We start from the raw sequence: 17,905 nt of genomic DNA, 5'->3' as shown, positions 1-17,905 counted from the left end.
GCTCCCCGATCCCCCTCCGCGCTTCCTCGGGCATGAGGGGAGCCGCCTGACGTGTGGCCGGCCGCCGTACCCGCCGCGCCCGGCCTAGTCGATGAGTGCCAGGGCCCGATCGGCCAGACCGGCCGGGGCGGTCTTCGGGCTGCCTGCGTCGAAGGGCGGCCGCGGGTCATACTCGATGGCGAGCTGAACGACCTGCGCCGTCTCCTCGCCCCGCATCGCGGCCAGCAGCGTCAGGGCCATGTCGATGCCCGACGAGACGCCCGCCGCCGTCACGACCTTGCCGTCGACCACCACGCGCTCGCTCACCGGCTCGGCGCCGAACCCGGCGAGCTGGTCGAGCCACCCCCAGTGAGTCGTCGCCCTGAGGCCCTTCAGCAGCCCCGCCGCGCCCAGCAGGAACGAGCCGCTGCACACCGAGGTCGTCCACCGGGTCCGCTCGTGGGCCCGCGCGATCCAGCCCAGCAGCTCGGAATCGGACAGCGCCTCGATCGTCCCGGGGCCTCCGGGCACGACGACGACATCCGGCGCGGGCAGGTCGTCGTACGACGCGGTGGCCGCGAGGCTCAGGCTGCCCCGGTCGTCGAGCACCGGCCCGGGCTCGGCCGCGACGAACGTGACCGTGCAGCCCGGCGCGAAGGCCAGCACCGTGTACGGCCCGACGGCGTCGAGCGCGGTGAACCGGGGATAGAGGGGGATCGCGACGTTCATGGTCTGCTGCCTTCCTTCGATCGGAACCGGCGGCGGTAGTCGCCGGGTGACACGCGCCAATGGCGGCGGAAGACCCGATAGAGGGTCTCGGGAGCGCCGAGCCCCGACTCCCTGGCCACCGTGTCCAGGGGATGAGCGGTGGTCTCCAGCAGACGCCGGGCGGCGTCGGCCCGGCTGCGTTCGACATACCTGCCGGGTGAGATCCCCGTCTGCGAGGTGAAGACGCGGGAGAAGTGCCGCTCGCTCATCCCCGCCCGCCGCGCGAGCGCGGGCACGCTGAGGTCTTCGGCCGGGTTGGCGTCGATGAACGCCTGGATCTCGCGCAGCGGCTCGGCACGTGGGACGGCGGCTCGCATTGGCGCGCTGAACTGGCTCTGCCCGCCCGGACGGTGCAGATACACGACGAGGCCGCGGGCGACGTTCCTGGCGATCCTGTGGCCGTGGTCGTCGGCCACGAGCGCCAGCGCGAGATCCACTCCCGAGCTGACCCCGGCGGAGGTCCAGACGTTCCCGTCGCGGATGTAGATGGGATCGGCGTCCACCTCGACCTCCGGATAGCGGTCGGCCATCTCCCCCGCGACCAGCCAGTGGGTGGTCGCGCGTCTGCCGTCCAGCAGCGCGGCCTCCGCGAGGAGGAAGGCGCCGTTGCACACGGACGCGACGCGCCGGGCCGTCTCCGCCAGCCGGGCGATGCCCGCGACCAACTCCCGGTCGCGCAGGTGGTCCGGCACCGAGAGCCCGCCCACGACCAGCAGCGTGTCGATCGGCTCCGCGACCTCGCCCAGCGGAGTCTCCGCGAGGGTCGCGATCCCGTTCTGGGCCGGTACGGCCCCGGCGCGTACCGCCGCCACCTCGACCCGGTAGCCGGGCTCGGGCACGAGCAGGTTCGCCGTGGTGAAGACGTCGGCCGGCCCGGCGAGATCGAACATCTGGAAGCCATCGAAGATCACGATGACCACGCGTCGCTGCATGCCCTCGATGCTTCTGCGCCGGGCTTCCTGGCGTCAACGACACAGATATTGCGAATCACGCCATCCCACAGACCGCCGCCGGGCGAGCCGCGGCTCGCGGCCGTGGCCGCCTTCGTGACCCCCGGCCTCGGCAGTGCCGCGGCGGACCCGGTGCCGAACCCCTCCGCGGCGCCGTGCGCGACCAGCCCCACCCCGTCCGGTGACGCTCCCACCGCACCGGGGACGCCCGAGGTCGTGCACGTCTTCCTGAACGCCGCCACGCTGCGCTGGACGCCCGCCACGGACGCGGACGGCATCGCATGCTACGAGGTCGTCGAGGAGGTCAACGGCGCGCTCACCGTGCGAGCCTCCTTCTCGTCGGCGTCGACGACCGAGGGGAAGGTCACCCTGCCGTTCCCTCCGTACGGCGTCGTCTCCGAGACGCACACCCTCCGGATGAGAGCCATCGACACCACGGGCGTCCGGGGCCCTCTGTCGGGACCGGTCACAGTGACGATCTACAACGACTTGATCCCCACCACGTCGCCGTCCGCGTCGCCCACGGGCGCCTGCCGCGTGAGCTACACCTCGACGTCCTGGCCGAACGGCATGAGCACCTCCATCGCGCTCACCAACACCGGTTCCCAGGTCATCCCCGCCTGGCGCCTGTCGTTCGTCTTCCCCTCGGACGGCCAGCAGGTGACCTACGGCTGGTCGGCCCGGTGGAGCCAGAACGGCACCGGCGTGGACGCCCAGGGCTACGACTGGAACAAGGACCTCGCCCCCGGGCAGACCCTGTGGATCGGTTTCACCGGCGCGAACACCGGCGCCAATCCGAAGCCGGCGTCCTTCAGCGTCAACGGCGCCAGGTGCGCCTGACGTCACTCCACTCCCCCTGGGGTTCCTGCCACTTGTGAGGGCCGCGTCACTCCTCGCCGGAGAACCGCTCCCAGGCGGACTGGCGGGTCATGCCGAGCGCGCCGCCGATCCTGGCCCAGGTCACGCCCCGGTCGCGCGCCCGGTGGACCCAGACCCGCAGGTTGTCCTCGACCTGCGCGCCGACCTCGGCGATTCGCGGAAGGAGCTCCAGGATCTGCTCGCCGGTCATGCTCTCGGCGTACGGAATCTCCGGCGCCTCGACGGACTGGGCCGCCAGGATCTCGCCGCAGAGCCCGACGCACTCGTCGCAGATGTAGACGCCGGCACCGGCGATCATCTTGGCCACGGCGGTCTTCGGCTTGGAGCAGAACGAGCAGCGGATGTCCTGTTCCGCCAGGGAAGGGGCCGGCATTTCGCCTCCAGAGGGGATAGCGTGTCAGGCTGTTCCTGACGCCAGCACGAAGGCTAGTGCGTCAGGAACAGCCTGACAACTACTCTCCGGATGCCCCTCAGCTCTTGGGGCCGAAGGCGTGCGGAACCTCTCCCTTGCGCCCACAGCGCGGACAGGGGCGGTATCGCCCGGACCACCAGGTGGCCTTGAGCGTGCCACTGCCCTTGCACTTGGGGCATTTGGACAGGTAGTTGCGGATGTAGTCGGAGACGAGCCAGATGCCGAAGAAGGCCCCGGCGAGGACGATAAAGGTCTGTGAATCCACGATGGCTCCGCATTCGGGGGGATGACACCGGTCGCATGGAGAGGACGTCACACGACCTCGCCCCGGTGACAGCCGGGTCCCGTTTGATTGGAGTCACAGGTCGCTAAGGTCACAGGCCCTCGGGCCGGAGCGCCGCCGCCCGCTCCCCGTCCGCCTGCTCCACATCCGTCCTCTCCGCGTCAGACCTGGGCCGCCGCAGGACGAGGAGCGCGACCGCGAGGGCGGAGACCAGCAGGGCGAGGGAGACCGTGAAGGCCAGCCGGTAGCCGCCGGTCAGCGCGACCGCCTCACCCGCCCCGCCCGCCAGCAGCCCCTGCGTACGGGAGGCGGCCAGCGTGGACAGCACCGCGACGCCGGCGGCCATCCCGACCTGCTGGGACGTGTTGAACACCCCGGAGACGAGGCCCGCGTCGTCGGAGCGGGCGTCGGACATGCCGAGCGTGGTCAGCGACGGAAGCACCAGGCCCGCGCCCATGACGAGCACCATCACGGGGAGCAGGTCGGTCACGTAGCGGGCGTCGACGGGGACGCGGGCGAGCCAGGCCATCGCGCCGATCAGGAGCACCAGGCCGGCCGGCAACACCGCACGGGCGCCGAAGCGGGTCATGAGCCGCGGGGACACGAACAGCGACACCCCCGCGATGCACAGCGCCGCCGGGAGCATCGCCAGGCCGGTGCCGAGCGCGTCGTACCCGAGCACCTGCTGCATGAACAGCGCCACGACGACCTGGAAGGCGAACATCGCGCCCAGCGTCAGCACCTGCACCAGGTTCGCCCCCGCGACGGCGCGTGAGCGGAAGATCCGCAGCGGCATGAGCGGGGTGCGGGCGGTCGACTGCCGGACGAGGAACCCGGCCAGCAGCACGAGAGACACCGCGCCGAACCACAGGGAGCGGAGCCCATACCGCTCGATCTGGACCACGGCGTAGATGCCCAGCATGAGCCCGGCCGTGACCAGCAGGGCGCCCAGGACGTCGGCGCCCGCCGACAGGCCTAGCCCTTGGTCGGCCGGCAGCGCCCGGACCGCCAGCGCGATCGTGACCACGCCGATCGGCACGTTGATCAGGAAGATGTAGTTCCAGCCCAGCGCGTCGGTCAGGACCCCGCCGAGCACCTGGCCGAGCGACGCCCCCGCGGCGCCGGTGAAGCTGAATACGCCGATCGCCTTCGCCCGCTCCGCCGCGTCCGTGAAGGTCGTCACCAGGATCCCGAGCACGACCGCCGAGGCCATGGCGCTGCCGACGCCCTGGAGGAACCGGGCGCCGATCAGCGCCCCCGGACCGGTGGCGGCCCCGGCCAGCAGGGACGCGGCGGTGAAGACGACGTTGCCCACGAGGAACATGGACCGGCGGCCGATCAGGTCGCCCAGCCGGCCGGCCAGCAGGAGCAGGCCGCCGTACGCGACGAGGTAGGCGTTGACGGTCCAGCTCAGCTCGGCGGGCGCGAAGCCGAGGTCCCGCTGGATCGCGGGCATGGCCACGGTCACGATGCTGCCGTCCAGGATCGTCATCAGCATCGTGGCGGACAGCACGCCCAGCACGAGCCGGCGCGATGGGGATATGCGCGACATGGGTCGCCTCCTGTTTCAAGGGAACAGGAAGGACCGTAGCAGATTGTTTTGTTATAGACGATCCCTTATGGATCGATTAGCCCCGCTGGCGTGCCCGCCTCACCGGCCGCGGCGCCTCCACCGCGGTGGCCAGATGCCCGGTGACCAGCCGGTTGAGCGCCCGTACGAGCACCTCCGCCTCCTCCTGCGGCAACGACCCGAGAGCGGCCTTGTGGACCTCGTCGACGATCTCCTGACTCCGCTTCGCCATCTCCGCGCCCTTCTCGGTGACCGCGACGATCCGGGCGCGCCGATCGGTGCTGGACGGGCGGCGCTCGGCGAGACCGGCCTTCTCCAGGGCGTCGAGGGTGACCACCATCGTGGTCTTGTCCATGTCGCCGAGCTCCGCGAGCTGGATCTGCGTGCGCTCCTCCTCCAGCGCGTGGACGAGCACACAGTGCATGCGCGCCGTCAGGCCGATCTCGGCGAGAGCCGCCGCCATCTTCGTACGCAACACGTGCCCGGCGTGGTCGAGCAGGAAGGACAGGTCGGGCTCGTCACGCGAAGGCGCCATGGCGGTCATGCGTCCAGGCTAGCAATTCGTCCGTTTGCGGATTATCCCCAAAGGTCACAGCGCCCGCAGAGCGGCCTCGACCGACGCCTGGCTCGCCGGGACGAGCGGGAGCCGTACGGCGGCGGTGGGGATCCGGCCCTGGGCGTGCAGGACGCCCTTCAGGACGGTCGGGTTGGGCTCGGCGAACATGGCCGCCGACATGAGCGACAGCCGGTGACCGAGCGAGCGGGCGTGCTCGACCTCGCCGGCCTGCCAGGCCCGGACGAGCTCCACGAAATCGCCGGTACGCAGGTGGGCGGAGGCGAGGATGCCGCCGGAGGCGCCCAGGGCGAGCAGCGCGGACAGGAACGGGTCGTCCCCCGCCAGCACCGCGAAGCCGGCCGGCGGGTCCGCGAGCAGGGCGACCGTGTCGAAGTCGACGCCGCCGACCGCGTGCTTGACCCCCGCGACCATGGGCAGCTCGCCCAGCCGGCGCAGCGTCGCCGCGCCCACGGACTGCCCGGTCCGGTACGGGATGTTGTAGACGACCAGCGGCACCGGAGTCTGCTCGGCCAGCGCCGTGAAGTGGGCGAGCACGCCGGCCTCGGACGGGCGGACGAACGCGGGGATCGTCACCAGTGCCGCGTCCGCCTCCCCCTTGAGGGCGCGCAGCGCCTCGGCCGTGCTCCGCGTGTCGGCCGACCCCGCGCCGACCGTGAGCGTGACGCCCCGCTCCCGGCAGACCCGGCCACAGAGCTCGATCACCGCGCGCCGTTCCTCCTCGGCGAGCGTCGCGACCTCCGCCGTGGTGCCGAGCGCGACGAGCCCGGACGCGCCCTCGTCGAGCGCGGCGTACGCCAGTGCTTCGAGCGCGTCGAGCGCGATCTCGCCGTCCTCGGCGAACGGAGTGATCAACGGGACATGAACACCGGAAAGAGTCATGCTCCGAATCCTTCCGGTGATCAACCGTGTAGGTCCAGTTCGCCTTTCTGTCGAAACCGTTAAGCTGAACTGATGCTCGATCTCCTCCCTCCCCGCCCGCGCTGATGCTCGACGTACGCAGGCTCCGCCTGCTCCGTGAGCTCGCCCACCGGGGCACGATCGCGGCGGTGGCCGAGGCGCTGACGTTCACCCCCTCGGCCGTCTCCCAGCAGCTCGCCGCGCTGGAGCGGGAGGCCGGGGTGGCACTGCTGGAGCGCACCGGACGGCGCGTCGCGCTCACGCCCGCCGGGGTCGCGCTGGTGCGGCACGCGGAGGCCGTGCTCGAACGGCTGGAGCAGGCGGCGGCGGAACTCGCCGCGGCGAAGACCGACCTGTCCGGTGTCGTGCGGATCGGCGCCTTTCCCACGGCGACCCGCGCCATCCTCCCCGCGGCCCTGGCCGCGCTCGCGCGCAGCCACCCGGGCCTTGATCCGATGGTGGACGAGGTCGATCCCGCCGAGGTCGCGCCCCGCCTGCGCGCCGGCGAGCTCGACGTCGCCCTGGTCCACGAGTACGACTTCGTCCCCGCGGAGCCCGATCTCGCCCTGGACGCCGTCCCCCTCCTGGACGAGTTCATGTACCTGGCCACACCGAAGGCCGTCGGCGGGGATGGCGACGTGGCCACGCTCCTCGCCTGCCGCGACGCGCCGTGGATCGCCTCCACTCCCGGCACGCTCTGCCACGCGATGACCGTACGCGCCTGCCAGGCGGCCGGATTCTCCCCCCACGTGCGTCACCACATCGACGACTTCGCCACGGTGCTCGCGATGGTCGCCGTCGGGCAGGGAGTGGCGCTCGTGCCGGAGCTGGGGGCCGCCGACCCGCCGGACGGCGTCACGCTCACCGCGCTGTCCATGCGCCGCCGCACCCGCGTCGCCTTCCGCCGGGGCGCGGGCGGTCATCCCGCCGTCGTCGCCCTCATCGCGGCCCTGCGCGCGGCCGTCCGATAGGCGTCCGGAATCCCGCGAAGGCTCAGAACACCGGGATGACGTCCTCGGGGTCGACGATGTCGACGGTCACGCCGTCGATGTCGAGCTCGGGGATCGCGGGGAACTCGATGCCCCACCGCTCGACGATGGCGCGCACCCGGGCCATGGCCAGCCGCCAGTTGCCGGCCTGTTCCTCATACGACAGGACGCCGAGGCCGGCCTCCCGCGCGTGGTCCATCAGCACCCGGTGGTTGTGCAGGAAGTACGGCGGGAGCTCCCAGAAGCCCTCGGGCGGCTCCCACAGGATCATCGACAGGAACACGAACCCGGCGCGCAGTTGCCGCGTGATCAGGCCGCGCACGTCGTCGGTGAGCCCCGGCCACTCGTTCTCCAGGATCGTCATGCAGATCTGGAGGTGCCGCGACTCGTCCCGGCCGATCTTGTGGAACATGTCCGAGAACAGGGGGTGCTCGGTGCCGGAGGCCATTCCCCTGAACAGCGTCGAGGCCGCCATCTCCCCCATCATGAAGCTCGTGAACAGCACGGCGAGCGAATACTTGCCCACGGCGGCGTTGTAGCCGTTCCAGTAGCGCCCGCCGTTGTGATAGAGCCAGCCGATGTTGTTGTGCGCCGCGCGCTCCAGGTCGGTGGCGGGCTGCCAGTCGAGCGGGCCGCCGGGCCACAGCCGGGCGATCGCGCGCTGGCAGCACTCCTCGTGGTTCATCTCGTCACGGGTGATCGAGAAGAAGCACTTGCGTACGGGATCCTCCTCGTGCTTCTCGAACGCCTGGATCGTGGCGCGGGCGAAGACGGCCGGGCCGGAGGCGTCGAAGTTGGCCAGCACCGAGAACCAGTACATGATCCCCAGCCGCTGCTCGGCCGTGAACTCCCCCGGGTCGAGCAGGTTCCACGGCAGGTCGGCAGGGTTCCAGAGCATGCGCTTGGACTTCTCGTAGATCGCCGCCAGCTTGCCCGTCTCCACCCGCCACTCCATCGGGTAGATGTTGGGCTGCGGGATCTCGGGAGCCGGCCAAAAGCCGCCCTCGGGAACCACGACGTCCGACATCGCCTCACCATCCCCGCACAGTGGTCCGCGTCGTCATGTGACGGCGTCAGCCTCATCCTGCGCCGTGCCGTCACACCAATCAAGTGCCCGCACCGGGCCGCCGGCGACCGGCCTGGGTGAGCGCCACGCACACGAGCACGGCGAAGGCCGCCGCGATCGTCGCTGCGCCGATCTCCTCCCCCAGCAGCAGCCAGGCCCACACCAGCGTGAGCAGCGGCTGCGCGAGCTGGATCTGCCCGGCCCGCGCGATCCCGCCCATCGCGAGCCCGGCGTACCACGGGATGAACCCGAGGAACATCGACACCAGCGCGACGTACGCGAAGCCGGCCAGCGACTCGGCCGAGGGCTCCATCGGAGTGGCCACCGCCAGCACCACCGCCACCGGGACGGTGATCGGGGCCGCCAGCACCAGGGCGTACGAGACGACCCGCCAGCCGGGCGTCTCACGCGCCAGGCGCCCGCCCTCGGTGTAGCCGACGGCGGCCGACAGCAGGGCGAGCACGAGGAGCACATCCGCCCCGGCGAAGCGGCCGGTCCCCCTGGTCAGGGTGAAGACGGTGATCGACAGTGCCCCTGCCGCGCAGGCGGCCCAGAACAGGGGACGCGGCCGCTCCCCCGCCCGCAGCACCGCGAACACGGCGGTGGCGGCGGGGAGCAGGCCGATCACCACGGCCGAGTGCGCCGTGCTCGCGCCGCCCGCCAGGGCCAGGCCGCTGAACACCGGGAAGCCGACGACCACGCCAAGCACGATCATCGCGTACGTCCGCAGGTGCGCGCGGGGCGGCAGGAGCGGCGCGCCCGCGGCCTTGAGACAGATCACGGCGGCGATCGCCGCGATGGCCGCGCGCCCGATCGCGACGAGGTACGGATCGAATCCCCGCATCGCGAACACGGTGCCGGGAAATGACCCGGAGAACGACAGCACCCCCACGCCCGCCAGCAGGCTGCCCTGCCACGAAGGGCGGTGCGGGACGTCCGCTACCGGGCGGATGACGATAGCGCTATTGTCAGTTTTCATGAACGACGATAGCAGTATCGCCCGTCTCGCCGCGATGCTCCGCGAGGAGACGGAACGGTCGCGACCTGGCGAGCGGCTGCCGTCCAGCCGGGAGCTCATGCGCCGCCACGGCGTGGGCCCGGTGACGGTCTCGCGGGCGATCGCGCAGCTCGCGGCGGAGGGTCGGGTCGTCGCCCGGCCGGGCGCGGGGGTTTTCGTGGCGGCGGCCCGGCGGCCGGTCGCCGATGCGCCCGACCTGTCGTGGCAGACCGTGGCCCTGGGCGACCGGGTGGCGGACGACTCGGCGACGGCGAGCCTGCTGGCCCAGCCCTCCGACGGCGTCGTGCCGCTCACCGGCGGCTATCTCAATCCCGAACTGCGCCCGGTGCGGGCGCTCGCCGCGGCGGCCGCGCGCGCCGCGCGCCGGTCCGAGGCGTGGAGCATTCCCCCGCTGAACGGCCTGCCGGAACTGCGCCGCTGGTTCGCCACGGAGGTCGGCGGCGCGGTGACGCAGAACGACGTGCTCGTGGTGAGCGGCGGCCAGACGGCGCTCACCCTGGCGTTCCGCGCCCTCGCGGCCCCCGGCTCGCCGGTCCTCTTCGAGACCCCCACCTATCCGGGAGCGCTCGCGGCGGCGAAGGCGGCCGGGCTGCGACCGGCCGCGGTGCCGCTCGACGACGACGGCGTACGGCCCGACCTGCTGGCCGAGGCGTTCGCCATGACGGGGGCGCGGGTGTTCTACTGCCAGCCCACGCTGCACAATCCCACCGGTACGACCCTGACCCGCGAGCGCAGGGAGCAGGTGCTGGCCGTGGCCAGGGCCGCGGGGGCGTTCGTCGTCGAGGACGACTACGCGCGATACCTGGCGACCGGGCCTGTCCCGCCGCCCATGGTGGGCGTGGACGTGCACGGCACGGTGGTCCACATCCTGTCGCTGAGCAAGGTCACCTCACCGAGCCTGCGGGTGGCGGGCCTGATCGCGCGGGGCCCGGCCGCGCACCGGCTGCGGGCCTGCCAGGTCGTGGAGTCGTTCTTCGTCGCCCGCCTGCTGCAGGAGACGGCCGTCGAGTTCGTCGGCTCCCCCGCCTGGCGGCGCCACCTGGGCGCCGTCCGCCAGGAGATCGGCGTACGGCAGGCCGCGCTGCTGGCCGGGCTCGCCCGGCACGCGCCCGCCGCCGAGGTGCGCCTGACGCCCGCCGGCGGCCTGCACGTCTGGGCGCGGCTGCCGCCCGGCACCGACGAGGCGGAGGTCGTCGAGGCGGCCCAGGCGCAGGGCGTGCTGGTGAGCCCGGGGCGCATCTACTACCCCTCAGAACCCCCGGGCCCGCGGCTCCGGCTGACCCACACGGCCGCGGTGGGCCTGCCCGAACTCGATGAGGGCGTCCGCCGCCTCGGCCCGGTTCTCAGGTCGCATACGGCCCGGGCGGGGCTGGGATAGCCAGGCTGACTTCCGCGACAACTTCCGTCCGCGTCGCGACGTCTTATCTATGTCACCCTTATGCCCATTGACGCAGGAGACACCAGTGCTCCCAGGCCAGGCAGCTGAAACGCATGGAAGTCTCCCCGAAATGGCAAACACCAGTGAAACCCGTACGAGGGTGTTGTTATCCCGTCACCTCCGACTGTCGTACAGTGGCCACAAGGGGTGATCGATCATGACGGGCCCGGCGGAGCTGCTCCGCGACTTCGTGAACACCTACGACGTCGAGGGAGACGCCGACGAACTGGCCTCGCCGGCCGAGCTGTCCGTGTGGCTGCGCGAGCGAGGGCTCATCGGCGACGACGACCGCGCCGCCGACGAGGACCTCGCCATGGCGACCCAACTTCGCGAAGGACTGCGCCACGCCCTGCGCGGCAATCTCGGCGGGGGTCCGTACGAGGTCCCGGACGGGCTGGACGCGGCGCTGGCGGGGCTGCCGGTGCGCGTGACGTTGTCGGCGGGGACCCCGGTCCTGGAGCCGGCGGCGTCCGGAGTGGCCGGTGGGCTCGCGCGGCTCGCGGCGCTGATCCCGGCCGCCCACGCCGACGGCACCTGGCCGCGGCTGAAAGTCTGCGCCGACCACGGCTGCGAATGGGCGTTCATCGACTCCTCGAAAAACCGGTCTCGCTCCTGGTGTTCCATGCGCGTCTGCGGAAACCGCACAAAAACCCGGGCATATCGGGCACGACGCCACGCGGAAGGTACGCCGAGGCCCTCCTGACCAGTACGGTGTTACAGGCTAAGAAAGGAGCCCGCCGAATGGGTGTTAGAGCTGCCCGCCTCGAGGACGTCGATGCGGTGACCAGCACCCAGATCCGGGCGTGGAAGGCGGTCTATCGCGACTTCCTGCCACCGATCCCGCTGGAGCAGATGACGGGGCCGGCAGCGGAGAAGATGTGGCGCCGCCAGTGGGAGGAGGCCATCCTCTCGCCGCCCACGCCGCGTCACCGCCTGCTCGTCGCTGTCGAGCGGGTTGTGCCCGACACCGACGCGTTCACCGCGCTCGGGCCCGGCGGCATCCTGGCGACCGCGGCACAGCGCGCCTCCGACCGGGTCGTGGGGCTGGCGTCGCACGGACCCGCTGAGGACCCGGATCTCCACCCGGCCACGACGGCCGAGTTGATGACGTTGCTCGTCGATCCCAACCACATCAGGCGCGGCCACGGCAGCAGACTGCTCAACGCCACGGTCGACCACCTGCGTGACGACGGCTACAGCACCGTGGTCACCTGGGTCTTCGCCGACAACCACCAGATGCTGGGCTTCCTGGAGTCGGCCGGCTGGGGCGAGGACGAGGCCGAGCGCGTCCTCGACATGGGCCGCCCGATCAGGATGATCCGCCTCACCACCGACATCAGCTGACAGACAACTCGCCGCGGAGACGGTCGTCCTGACCACGGCCAGTCCGCCGGGACACGATCCAGCACTCCCCTCCCGCACGTCCGCGTGGTCGTCCACTCAGGCGGCGCCGCGTCCGCCAACCCCGCTGTCAAAGGGTGACGGGGGATTGGCCAGACTAGGTACGCCTTCACCGGCTACGCACAGGTAGGAAAAGGGAGTCACGTGGCCACCCCAGCTCAATGGTTAGCGGGCGCACGCCCCCGTACGCTGCCCGCCGCCGTCGTCCCGGTCGCCGTCGGCACCGGAGCCGCCGTCGCGGAGGACGGCGCGGTCTGGTGGCGAGCTCTGCTCGCGCTGTTCGTCGCGCTGGCGCTGCAGGTCGGGGTCAACTACGCCAACGACTACAGCGACGGCGTGAAGGGCACCGACAGGGACCGCGTGGGACCCCTGCGGCTGGTCGGCTCGGGTGTCGCCGCCCCGAAGCAGGTGCTCGCCGCCGCTCTGGGCTGCTTCCTCGCCGCCGCCGTCGCCGGGCTCTTCCTGGTGGTGGCCACCCGCGCCTGGTGGCTGCTGCTCGTCGGTCTCGCCGCCATCCTGGCCGCCTGGTTCTACACCGGAGGATCCCGCCCGTACGGCTACCGCGCGCTCGGGGAGATCTCCGTCTTCGTGTTCTTCGGCCTCGTGGCCGTCGCCGGGACGACGTACGTGCAGGTGGAGCGGCTGACCTGGCTCTCCGTGGCCGCCGCCGTGCCCGTGGGGCTGCTCGCCTGCGCGCTCCTCATGGTCAACAACCTGCGCGACATCGTCACCGACGGACCATCGGGCAAACGCACGCTGGCCGTCGTGCTGGGTGACGCCCGCACACGCCTGGCCTATTCGGCGACCCTGGTGCTGCCCTTCGTGTGCGCGCTGGCCCTGGTGCCCGTCCGGCCCTTCGCCGCGCTGACCGTGCTGGCGTTCCCCCTCGCGGTGACCCCGATCAGGACGGTCCGCTCCGGCGCGACCGGTCCAGCGCTCATCGCGACGCTCCAGCAGACCGGCCGCCTGCAACTCGTCTTCGGCGCCCTGTTCACTCTCGGCCTGGCCCTGTTCTGACAGGCGCCGGCGTAGGTGAACGCCTCCCGGCGGCGCGCCCGCGACGCGAGGCGGCGGGGCGCGCCGTCCACTGGTCGAGGAGGCTCACAGGTCGAGCAGGTGCTCTAGGCCCACGGTGAGGCCGTCGAGCTCCCGCACGCGGCGTACGCCCAGCAGGACGCCCGGCGTGAACGACGCCCGGCTCATCGTGTCGTGCCGGATCGTGAGGATCTCCCCCTCACCGCCCAGGATGACCTCCTGGTGGGCGATCAGCCCGGAGAGCCGTACGGCGTGCACGTGGACGTCGCCCACCGTCGCGCCCCTGGCGCCGTCGAGGGCTGTGGTCGTCGCGTCGGGAGACGGGCCGAGCCCCGCCTCCTGCCGCGCCTGGGCCACCAGTTCCGCCGTACGGCGGGCGGTGCCCGAGGGGGCGTCGGCCTTGTTCGGGTGGTGCAGCTCGACGATCTCCACCGACTCGAAGTGCTTGGCCGCCTGGGCCGCGAAGTGCATCATCAGCACGGCGGCGATGCCGAAGTTGGGCGCGATCAGCGCGTTGGTCCCGGGGCTGGCGGCCAGCCAGCCGCGCACCTGGTCCAGCCGCTGCTCGTCGAACCCCGTCGTGCCGACCACCGTGTGGATGCCGTGGTCGACGCACCACCGCATGTTCCCCATCACGACGTCGGGGTGGGTGAAGTCGACCACCACCTCGGCCTTCGCCAGGGACTCCAGCGGGTCGTCCTTGTCGACGGCCGCCACGAGTTCCAGATCATCGGCCGCCTCGACCGCCTTGCACACTTCCACGCCGACGCGCCCTCGGGCGCCAAGAACACCGACCTTAATCACGCGCCCAAGGCTATAGGAGCCGGGAAAACGAGGAGGCCGCGCGGCACGCGCCGCGCGGCCTCCTCGGGCATGCTCAGGCGATGGCGAAGCCGAAGTTCTTGTCGGAGTAGGGCCCGATCACCGCGAGCGTCAGCGGCCGGTTGAGGATGTCCGCGGCGATCGCGGCGATCTCGTCCGGCGTCACCGCCTCGATCCGCGCGAGCACCTCGTCCACCGTCATGAGCCGCTCGTAGACGAGTTCGCTCTTGCCGATCCTGGACATGCGCGAGCCGGTGTCCTCCAGGCCGAGCACCAGTCCGCCGCGCATCTGGCCCTTGCCGCGGGCGATCTCCTCGGGGGTGATTCCCTCGGCCACGACCCTGGCCACCTCGTCGCGGCAGATCTTGAGCACGTCGTCCACTTTGGACGGCAGGCAGCCCACGTAGATGCCGAACTGCCCGGTGTCGGCGTACTGGGAGGTGTAGCTGTAGGCGCTGTAGGCCAGCCCGCGCTTCTCCCTGATCTCCTGGAACAGGCGCGACGACATGCCGCCGCCGAGCGCCGCGTTGAGCACGCCGAGGGCGAAGCGCCGGTCGTCGTTGCGGTGGACGGCGGTCATCCCGAGCACCAGGTTGGCCTGCTCGGTCGGCCGGTCGACCACCCGTACGCCGCTGCGGACGTCCACGCCGGGACCGCCGAGGCGCGGGGCCGCCGGCTCGGCGGAGCCGCCCAGCGCGCCCGCCCGCTCGTACGCCGCCGCGACCAGCGCGACCACCCGCTCGTGGTCGACGTTGCCCGCCACCGACACGACCGTGCGGGGCGGGACGTAGAACCGCTGGTAGTACTCGTGGATGCGGTCACGGGTGAGCTCGTTGATCGACTCCTCGTTGCCGAGGATCGGGCGGCCCACCGGGGTGTCGCCGTACAGTTCGGCGGAGAACTGCTCGTGCACCACGTCGGAGGGATCGTCGTCGTGCATGGCGATCTCCTCAAGGATCACGCCGCGCTCCGACTCCACGTCCTCCTCGGTGATCAGCGAGGAGGTCACCACGTCGGCGAGCACGTCGATCGCCAGCGGCAGGTCCTCGTCGAGCACCCGGGCGTAGTAGCAGGTGTACTCCTTGGCGGTGAACGCGTTGATCTCCCCGCCGATGCCCTCGATGGACGCCGAGATCTCCATGGCGTCCCGCGTGGGCGTGCCCTTGAAGAGCAGGTGCTCCAGGAAGTGGGTGGCCCCCATGTGCTCGGGGGCCTCGTCACGCGAACCGATGCCCACCCACATGCCGACCGCCACGCTCCGCACGGTCGGCATCGTCTCGGTCACGACCCGAAGGCCGCCGGGAAGGACGGTGCGGCGGATGACCCCCGCACCGTCCTTGCCCGGAAACAGCGTCTCGGTCGTCACGAGTTGCGCTCGTCCCGGCCGCCACGGGTGCGGCTGCGACTGCGGCGCGGCGTGCGGGGCTGCTCGTCCTCCCCCGCGGGTGCGGCGGCCTCGGCGGTCTCGACGGCGCCGCCCGCGGCGTCGTCGTCCCCGCCCGCGGCCTTCTCCGCCGCCTCCTTCTCGACCACCTCGACCGGGACCAGCGAGAGCTTGCCGCGCGAGTCGATCTCGGCGATCTCCACCTGGATCTTCTCGCCGACGCTCATGACGTCCTCGACGTTCTCGATCCGCCGGCCGCCGTGCAGCTTGCGGATCTGCGAGACGTGCAGCAGGCCGTCCTTGCCCGGCAGCAGCGACACGAACGCGCCGAAGGCGGCGATCTTGACGACCGTGCCCAGATAACGCTCGCCGACCTCAGGCATGTGCGGGTTCGCGATGCCGTTGATGAGCGTGCGGGCGGCCTCGGCGGACGGGCCGTCGGTGGCGCCGATGTAGATCGTGCCGTCGTCCTCGATGGTGATCTCGGCGCCCGTGTCGTCCTGGATCTGGTTGATCATCTTGCCCTTGGGGCCGATGACCTCGCCGATCTTGTCGACCGGGACCTTGATCGTGATGATGCGCGGCGCGGTCGGGTTCATCTCCGCCGGAGAGTCGATGGCCTCCTGCATCACGTCGAGGATCGCCAGCCTGGCGCCCCTCGCCTGCTTCAGCGCGGCGGCGAGCACGTGCGCCGGGATGCCGTCCAGCTTGGTGTCGAGCTGGAGGGCGGTGATCACGTCCTTGGTGCCGGCGACCTTGAAGTCCATGTCGCCCATGGCGTCCTCGGCGCCGAGGATGTCGGTCAGCGTGACGTAGGTGTCACCCTCGCCGATGAGGCCCATCGCGATGCCGGCGACCATCTCCTTGAGCGGCACGCCCGCGTCGAGCAGGGCCATCGTGGAGGCGCAGACCGACCCCATCGAGGTCGAGCCGTTCGACCCGAGCGCCTCCGACACCTGCCGGATGGCGTACGGGAACTCCTCGCGCGACGGCAGCACGGGGATCAGCGCCCGCTCGGCCAGCGCGCCGTGGCCGATCTCGCGGCGCTTCGGCGAGCCGACGCGGCCCGTCTCGCCCGTGGAGTACGGCGGGAAGTTGTAGTTGTGCATGTAGCGCTTGGTCCGCTCAGGGTTGAGCGTGTCGATCATCTGCTCCATGCGCAGCATGTTCAGCGTCGTGATGCCGAGGATCTGCGTCTCGCCCCGCTCGAACAGGGCCGACCCGTGCACCCGCGGCACCACGTGGACCTCGGCGTTGAGCTGCCTGATGTCCTTCGGGCCACGGCCGTCGATGCGGACGCCCTCGGTGATGACGCGGTCGCGCATCAGCTTCTTGGTGAGCGACCGGAACGCGGCGCCGATCTCCTTCTCGCGGCCCTCGAAGTCCGGCAGCAGCTTCTCGGCCGCCAGCAGCTTGACGCGGTCGATCTCGAGCTCGCGCTCCTGCTTGCCCGCGATCGTCAGAGCGGAGGCGAGCTCGCTCTTGACGGCCGCGGTCACGGCCTCCAGGACGTCGTCCTGGTATTCGAGGAAGATCGGATACTCGGCGGTGGGCTTGGCGGCGACCTCGGCCAGCTTCGACTGGGCCTCGCAGAGCACCTTGATGAACGGCTTGGCGGCCTCCAGGCCCTGGGCCACGGCCTCCTCGGTCGGGGCGACCGCGCCCTCGGCGACCAGCTTGAGCGTGTCGCGGGTCGACTCGGCCTCGACCATCATGATCGCGACGTCGCCGTCGGCCAGGACGCGCCCGGCGACGACCATGTCGAACGTGGCGCGCTCGAGCTCGGTGTGGGTCGGGAACGCCACCCACTGGCCGTCGATCAGCGCGACGCGAACGCCGCCGATCGGGCCGGAGAACGGCAGCCCGGCGAGCTGCGTGGACATGCTCGCGGCGTTGATCGCGATCACGTCGTACAGGTGCTCGGGCTGCAGGGCCATGATGGTCGCGACGATCTGGATCTCGTTGCGCAGGCCCTTCACGAACGACGGGCGCAGCGGCCTGTCGATCAGGCGGCAGGTCAGGATCGCGTCCTCGGACGGCCTGCCCTCCCGGCGGAAGAACGAGCCGGGGATGCGGCCCGCCGCGTACATCCGCTCCTCGACGTCCACCGTCAGCGGGAAGAAGTCGAGGTTCTCCTTGGGATGCTTGGACGCGGTGGTCGCGGAAAGGATCATCGTCTCGTCGTCCAGGTACGCGACGGCGCTACCCGCCGCCTGCCGGGCGAGCCGGCCGGTCTCGAACCTGATCGTACGCGTGCCGAAGGGACCGTTGTCGATAACGGCCTCTGTGCTGTGGACACCCTCCACGGGGGACCTCCTCTTGGGTCGGTCTCCCGCGTCCTCGGTCGCCGGGCTCCCCGTTCAGGTGCAGTGCCGGTCTTCGATCGAAGCGCCCGGTCCGTCCACACGGCTGTCGCCGTGCCGACCGGGGGCCACTA

Annotated in this window: 18 protein-coding genes; 6 read left to right on the top strand and 12 right to left on the bottom strand. The window is 71.4% G+C overall.

Going from position 1 to position 17,905, the window contains the following annotated elements; all coding sequences use genetic code 11:
* Window positions 1–84: 84 nt before the first annotated feature.
* Window positions 85–708, bottom strand: coding sequence for a DJ-1/PfpI family protein (locus HHX31_RS00430; protein WP_169943975.1), 624 nt, complete (start codon window positions 706–708; stop codon window positions 85–87).
* Window positions 705–1,679 (bottom strand): GlxA family transcriptional regulator, encoded by a 975-nt coding sequence (locus tag HHX31_RS00425; RefSeq protein ID WP_169943974.1) that lies wholly within the window; start codon window positions 1,677–1,679, stop codon window positions 705–707. The genes HHX31_RS00430 and HHX31_RS00425 overlap by 4 nt, the downstream gene beginning before the upstream one ends.
* Before the next feature lie 102 nt (window positions 1,680–1,781).
* On the opposite strand from HHX31_RS00425, the gene HHX31_RS35470 reads away from it, so the two are divergent.
* Window positions 1,782–2,537 (top strand): cellulose binding domain-containing protein, encoded by a 756-nt coding sequence (locus tag HHX31_RS35470; protein ID WP_169943973.1) that lies wholly within the window; start codon window positions 1,782–1,784, stop codon window positions 2,535–2,537.
* Between the two features lie 46 nt (window positions 2,538–2,583).
* On the opposite strand, the gene HHX31_RS34880 is transcribed toward HHX31_RS35470, so the two are convergent.
* The 5 genes from HHX31_RS34880 to HHX31_RS00395 form a co-directional block, all read right to left on the bottom strand.
* Window positions 2,584–2,949 carry a ClpX C4-type zinc finger protein gene (locus HHX31_RS34880; protein ID WP_169943972.1) on the bottom strand — a complete coding sequence of 122 codons (366 nt, stop codon included), beginning with the start codon at window positions 2,947–2,949 and terminating at the stop codon, window positions 2,584–2,586.
* A 97-nt stretch (window positions 2,950–3,046) separates the two neighbouring features.
* Entirely contained in the window at window positions 3,047–3,253 is a 207-nt protein-coding gene (locus HHX31_RS00410) for a hypothetical protein (protein ID WP_169943971.1), read from the bottom strand.
* A 109-nt stretch (window positions 3,254–3,362) separates the two neighbouring features.
* Window positions 3,363–4,823, bottom strand: a complete 1,461-nt coding sequence (locus HHX31_RS00405; protein ID WP_211589134.1) for an MFS transporter — start codon at window positions 4,821–4,823, stop codon at window positions 3,363–3,365.
* A gap of 76 nt (window positions 4,824–4,899) precedes the next feature.
* Complete coding sequence (locus HHX31_RS00400) at window positions 4,900–5,385, bottom strand: MarR family winged helix-turn-helix transcriptional regulator (protein ID WP_169943970.1); 486 nt, start codon at window positions 5,383–5,385, stop codon at window positions 4,900–4,902.
* 45 nt (window positions 5,386–5,430) lie between these two features.
* Complete coding sequence (locus HHX31_RS00395; protein ID WP_169943969.1) at window positions 5,431–6,297, bottom strand: dihydrodipicolinate synthase family protein; 867 nt, start codon at window positions 6,295–6,297, stop codon at window positions 5,431–5,433.
* A gap of 104 nt (window positions 6,298–6,401) precedes the next feature.
* On the opposite strand from HHX31_RS00395, the gene HHX31_RS00390 reads away from it, so the two are divergent.
* Window positions 6,402–7,286, top strand: a complete 885-nt coding sequence (locus HHX31_RS00390) for a LysR family transcriptional regulator (protein ID WP_169943967.1) — start codon at window positions 6,402–6,404, stop codon at window positions 7,284–7,286.
* A 22-nt stretch (window positions 7,287–7,308) separates the two neighbouring features.
* Here the strand turns inward: HHX31_RS00390 and HHX31_RS00385 are convergent, their stop codons facing one another.
* Both HHX31_RS00385 and HHX31_RS00380 read right to left on the bottom strand, forming a co-directional pair.
* Window positions 7,309–8,331 (bottom strand): hypothetical protein, encoded by a 1,023-nt coding sequence (locus HHX31_RS00385; protein ID WP_169943966.1) that lies wholly within the window; start codon window positions 8,329–8,331, stop codon window positions 7,309–7,311.
* 79 nt (window positions 8,332–8,410) lie between these two features.
* The gene (locus HHX31_RS00380) at window positions 8,411–9,349 is read right to left on the bottom strand and encodes a DMT family transporter (protein ID WP_169943964.1); all 939 of its coding nucleotides are present in this window, start codon (window positions 9,347–9,349) and stop codon (window positions 8,411–8,413) included.
* Here HHX31_RS00380 and HHX31_RS00375 point away from each other — a divergent pair.
* From HHX31_RS00375 to HHX31_RS00360, 4 genes are all read left to right on the top strand, one after another.
* On the top strand, window positions 9,348–10,766 hold the full coding sequence (locus HHX31_RS00375; RefSeq protein WP_169943962.1) for a PLP-dependent aminotransferase family protein: 1,419 nt from the start codon (window positions 9,348–9,350) through the stop codon (window positions 10,764–10,766). The genes HHX31_RS00380 and HHX31_RS00375 overlap by 2 nt on opposite strands.
* Window positions 10,767–10,983: 217 nt before the next feature.
* Complete coding sequence (locus HHX31_RS00370; RefSeq protein ID WP_169943960.1) at window positions 10,984–11,529, top strand: CGNR zinc finger domain-containing protein; 546 nt, start codon at window positions 10,984–10,986, stop codon at window positions 11,527–11,529.
* 38 nt (window positions 11,530–11,567) lie between these two features.
* Window positions 11,568–12,170: a GNAT family N-acetyltransferase gene (locus HHX31_RS00365; protein WP_169943958.1), complete on the top strand. Its 603-nt coding sequence runs from the start codon at window positions 11,568–11,570 to the stop codon at window positions 12,168–12,170.
* 201 nt (window positions 12,171–12,371) lie between these two features.
* Window positions 12,372–13,244 (top strand): 1,4-dihydroxy-2-naphthoate polyprenyltransferase, encoded by an 873-nt coding sequence (locus HHX31_RS00360; RefSeq protein ID WP_169943956.1) that lies wholly within the window; start codon window positions 12,372–12,374, stop codon window positions 13,242–13,244.
* Window positions 13,245–13,328: 84 nt separating this feature from the next.
* Here HHX31_RS00360 and dapB read toward each other — a convergent pair whose 3' ends face one another.
* From dapB to HHX31_RS00345, 3 genes are all read right to left on the bottom strand, one after another.
* Window positions 13,329–14,066 (bottom strand): 4-hydroxy-tetrahydrodipicolinate reductase, encoded by a 738-nt coding sequence (dapB, locus tag HHX31_RS00355; protein ID WP_169943954.1) that lies wholly within the window; start codon window positions 14,064–14,066, stop codon window positions 13,329–13,331.
* A 73-nt stretch (window positions 14,067–14,139) separates the two neighbouring features.
* On the bottom strand, window positions 14,140–15,450 hold the full coding sequence (locus HHX31_RS00350) for a pitrilysin family protein (RefSeq protein WP_169943952.1): 1,311 nt from the start codon (window positions 15,448–15,450) through the stop codon (window positions 14,140–14,142).
* Window positions 15,447–17,774, bottom strand: coding sequence for a polyribonucleotide nucleotidyltransferase (locus tag HHX31_RS00345; RefSeq protein WP_169943950.1), 2,328 nt, complete (start codon window positions 17,772–17,774; stop codon window positions 15,447–15,449). Before HHX31_RS00345 ends, HHX31_RS00350 begins: the two co-directional genes overlap by 4 nt.
* Between the last annotated feature and the right edge of the window lie 131 nt (window positions 17,775–17,905).

The organism is Microbispora sp. H11081 (genome assembly GCF_012999535.1).
Lineage (GTDB): Bacteria > Actinomycetota > Actinomycetes > Streptosporangiales > Streptosporangiaceae > Microbispora.
This window is presented reverse-complemented; position numbering and strand designations above follow the sequence as displayed.

Coding starts and splice junctions, on each gene's coding strand:
- HHX31_RS00430 (WP_169943975.1), bottom strand. CDS start 708: ATGAACGTCGCGATCCCCCTCTATCCCCGGTTCACCGCGCTCGACGCC.
- HHX31_RS00425 (WP_169943974.1), bottom strand. CDS start 1,679: ATGCAGCGACGCGTGGTCATCGTGATCTTCGATGGCTTCCAGATGTTC.
- HHX31_RS34880 (WP_169943972.1), bottom strand. CDS start 2,949: ATGCCGGCCCCTTCCCTGGCGGAACAGGACATCCGCTGCTCGTTCTGC.
- HHX31_RS00405 (WP_211589134.1), bottom strand. CDS start 4,823: ATGTCGCGCATATCCCCATCGCGCCGGCTCGTGCTGGGCGTGCTGTCC.
- HHX31_RS00400 (WP_169943970.1), bottom strand. CDS start 5,385: ATGACCGCCATGGCGCCTTCGCGTGACGAGCCCGACCTGTCCTTCCTG.
- HHX31_RS00395 (WP_169943969.1), bottom strand. CDS start 6,297: ATGACTCTTTCCGGTGTTCATGTCCCGTTGATCACTCCGTTCGCCGAG.
- HHX31_RS00390 (WP_169943967.1), top strand. CDS start 6,402: ATGCTCGACGTACGCAGGCTCCGCCTGCTCCGTGAGCTCGCCCACCGG.
- HHX31_RS00385 (WP_169943966.1), bottom strand. CDS start 8,331: ATGTCGGACGTCGTGGTTCCCGAGGGCGGCTTTTGGCCGGCTCCCGAG.
- HHX31_RS00375 (WP_169943962.1), top strand. CDS start 9,348: ATGAACGACGATAGCAGTATCGCCCGTCTCGCCGCGATGCTCCGCGAG.
- HHX31_RS00380 (WP_169943964.1), bottom strand. CDS start 9,349: ATGAAAACTGACAATAGCGCTATCGTCATCCGCCCGGTAGCGGACGTC.
- HHX31_RS00370 (WP_169943960.1), top strand. CDS start 10,984: ATGACGGGCCCGGCGGAGCTGCTCCGCGACTTCGTGAACACCTACGAC.
- HHX31_RS00365 (WP_169943958.1), top strand. CDS start 11,568: ATGGGTGTTAGAGCTGCCCGCCTCGAGGACGTCGATGCGGTGACCAGC.